The 2328-nt window shown below is 79.2% G+C and carries 2 protein-coding genes; one reads left to right on the top strand and one right to left on the bottom strand.

Features of this window, described 5'->3' with window-relative positions:
* Positions 1-595: DUF6518 family protein (locus tag G6556_RS18430; RefSeq protein WP_166944553.1), on the top strand; the 595-nt coding region annotated here is incomplete at its 5' end.
* A 134-nt stretch (positions 596-729) separates the two neighbouring features.
* Here the strand turns inward: G6556_RS18430 and ptsP are convergent.
* Positions 730-2328, bottom strand: a 1599-nt coding sequence (gene ptsP, locus G6556_RS18425) for a phosphoenolpyruvate--protein phosphotransferase (protein ID WP_205693753.1), incomplete at its 5' end; no start/stop codon positions are given.

The following is a 2328-nucleotide window of genomic DNA, read 5'->3' as shown; positions in this document are numbered from 1 at the left end:
CGCCAGGCCCGCGCCCGCCGTCCTCGCCGCCGCCGTCGGCGCGGGCCTGGCGGTCGGCGCGCTGACCTCGTTCGGCCAGACCCTGCTCGGCGGGTCCTGGTTCCAGGGGCTGGCCAACGCCGTCAGCCCCTGGCTGGCGGCCTCGTTCCTGGTGGGCGCGCTCGCCCGGCGCGGCTGGGTCGCGGCGGTCGCGGGGTTGCTCGCCTGCGCCGCCGAGGTCGCGGGGTACTACCTGGTGGCCGACCTGCGCGGGTTCGGGGTCGGGGCGGCGTCGGTCGCCGTGTGGGCGGTGTCCGGCGTCGTCGGCGGGCCGGTGTTCGGCTGGGCCGGGCGGCTGTGGCGGACGGCCGAGGGCCGATGGCGCGGGCTGGGCCCGGCGCTGTTCGCGGCCTGCTGGCTCGCCGAGGCGGTCGTGACCTACGCCGTGGTGCTGGGCTACTGGGGCGACGCGGCGGTGTTCGCGGGCGTCGCGGCGGTGCTGGTGGTGCTGCTCGGCCGGGTGGGCGGGCAGACCCGCGCGGTGCTGCGCTGGCTGCCGGGCGCGGCCGTCGTGGGGGCGGCCGGCTTCACGGTGGTGCGCCTGGCCCTCGGCTAGTCACGGCTGGAGACGAGGGGAGCGTCCTGCCCGACACGCACCGGCGTGTCGGGCAGGACGCTCCACTCCGTCCGGCTCACGGGCGGAACGGGCCGCCGGGCGGGCCTGCGTAGGAGCCCGCCCGGCGGGGTCGGTCAGCCCTCGCCGAGGAGGACCCGCGCCACGTCGGCGTCCAGGCCGGCGCGGACCGCCGCCCGGGCCGACGCCGCGTCCGGCGCGGCCAGCGCGGCCGCGGCCAGCGTCCGGCACGCGTCCAGGGTCAGCGACCGCAGCGCGTAGCGCGCCGCTGGGACCCGGCCCGCGGCCATCGACAGGCTGGTAATGCCGAGCCCGGCCAGCACGAGCGCCATCAGCGGGTCGGAGGCCGACTCGCCGCACACGCCCACCGGCTTGCCGACGCGCACGCCGGCCGACGCGGTCGCGGCCACCAGGTGCAGCACGGCGGGCTGCCACGGGTCCAGCAGGTCGGCGAGCTCGCCGCGCAGCCGGTCGGCGGCCATCGTGTACTGCGCCAGGTCGTTGGTGCCCAGGGAGACGAAGTCGACCTCGGCCAGGATCGCCTCGGCGAGCAGCGCGGCCGCGGGGACCTCGACCATGACGCCGACCTTGACGATGCCCACCTCGCGCGCGGCGGACGCGAACGCCCGTGCCTCGGCGGGGGTCGCGATCATCGGGGCCATGACCCACACGTCGGCCTGCCGGTCGGCGGGCAGCGCGCGGACGGCTGCGCCCAGGGCCTCGAGCTGCCGGCTGACGATGCCGGGCAGCGACCGGACCAGCCGGTAGCCGCGGACGCCGAGCGCCGGGTTCTCCTCGTCGGCCTGGGTGGCGAACGCCAGCGGCTTGTCGGCGCCGGCGTCGAGCGTCCGGATGACGACCTTGCGGCCCGCGTACGCCTCGATCACCTCGGCGTAGGCGGCGGTCTGGTCGGCGACGGCGGGCTCGGTGCGCGCGTCGAGGAACAGCACCTCGGTGCGGAACAGGCCGACGCCCTCGGTGCCCGGCGCCGCGGCTCGGGCGTCGTCGGGGGTGCCGACGTTGGCCAGCAGCGGGACGGCGTGGCCGTCGGCGGTGGCCCCGGGACCGGTGACGCCGGCCACCAGGCGCTCGTCGGCCGCGCGCCGGGCCACCAGGTCGGCGGCCTCGGCGGACGGCGACACCTCGACGGTGCCGGCGGCGGCGTCGACCAGGACGGGCGTGCCCGCGGCGAGCGCGGTGGCGCCGGCGACCCGGACCACGCACGGCAGCCCGAGCTGGCCCGCGACGATCGCGGTGTGGCTGGTGGGGCCGCCGAGCTCGGTGACGATCGCGGCGACCTTCGACAGGTCGAGCGCCGCGGTGTCGGCGGGGGACAGGTCGTCAGCGACGACCACGGCCGGGGCGTCGAGCGCCGCCAGCCCCGGCTCGGGCACGCCGAGCAGCCGGGCCACGGCACGGTGCCGGACGCTGCGCAGGTCGGTGGCGCGCTCGGCGAGGTCGCCGCCGGCGGCGGTGAACACGGCGGCGAAGCCCTCGACGGCCTGGTCCAGCGCGGTGGCGGGGCCGGTGCCGGCGTGCACGAGGCGGGCGGCCTCGGCGGCGAGCGCGGGGTCGCCGGCCATGGTGGCGGCCGCCTCGAGCATCTGCCGGAGGTCGGCGTTCGGCGTCGCGGCGGACCGGGCGCGCAGGTCGTCGCCGACCTCCGCGAGCACGGCGCGCAGGCGGGTCTCGGCCGCGGCCGGGTCGGCGACGAC

This window comes from Cellulomonas sp. IC4_254 (assembly GCF_011603975.1).
Lineage (GTDB): Bacteria > Actinomycetota > Actinomycetes > Actinomycetales > Cellulomonadaceae > Cellulomonas.
Note: the sequence above shows the minus strand (reverse complement) of the source record. Positions and strands in the feature narration are given on the sequence as shown.